The sequence below is a fragment of the Pseudomonas sp. WS 5411 genome (genome assembly GCF_012985595.1).
In the GTDB taxonomy this organism is placed as follows: domain Bacteria; phylum Pseudomonadota; class Gammaproteobacteria; order Pseudomonadales; family Pseudomonadaceae; genus Aquipseudomonas; species Aquipseudomonas shahriarae.
Genome location: NZ_JAARMC010000068.1, coordinates 1 through 538, shown reverse-complemented (window position 1 = coordinate 538; position 538 = coordinate 1). Strand labels below are relative to the sequence as shown.

Annotated in this window: 2 tRNA genes and 1 rRNA gene; all 3 read right to left on the bottom strand. The window is 47.0% G+C overall.

Features of this window, described 5'->3' with window-relative positions:
- Positions 1–210: 210 nt before the first annotated feature.
- Positions 211–286, bottom strand: a tRNA-Ala gene (locus HBR93_RS26790).
- Positions 287–316: 30 nt separating this feature from the next.
- Positions 317–393 (bottom strand) — tRNA-Ile (locus HBR93_RS26785).
- 81 nt (positions 394–474) lie between these two features.
- Positions 475–538 (bottom strand): 16S ribosomal RNA (locus tag HBR93_RS26780); the annotation flags it as partial.

Sequence of the window (538 nt, the reverse complement as noted above, 5' to 3'; positions counted from 1 at the left end):
CATTCGCCGAAAATTCGATAATACTCAATTTGAGTAACTCACAAATTTTACCTTAGCCTGATCCGTTACCAGTGAAAGTAACGTTCAGTCTATCTTTCTATCACATACCCAAATTTTTAAAGAACGAACTAGTCAAAGACTAGAAATCAACATTCACCATCGCATTGATGGAATGCTCATTTCTAAGCTTTATACAGACAGAAGCAGTAGTGGTGGAGCCAAACGGGATCGAACCGTTGACCTCCTGCGTGCAAGGCAGGCGCTCTCCCAGCTGAGCTATGGCCCCGTATTTCTACAGGCGTTTCCCACACAAAATTGGTGGGTCTGGGCAGATTCGAACTGCCGACCTCACCCTTATCAGGGGTGCGCTCTAACCAACTGAGCTACAGACCCAATTTCGGGCTGCTTCTTTCGTCTTCTTCAATGAATCAAGCAATTCGTGTGGGAACTTATGGAGCAGCTGATGTCGTCGATTAAGGAGGTGATCCAGCCGCAGGTTCCCCTACGGCTACCTTGTTACGACTTCACCCCAGTCATG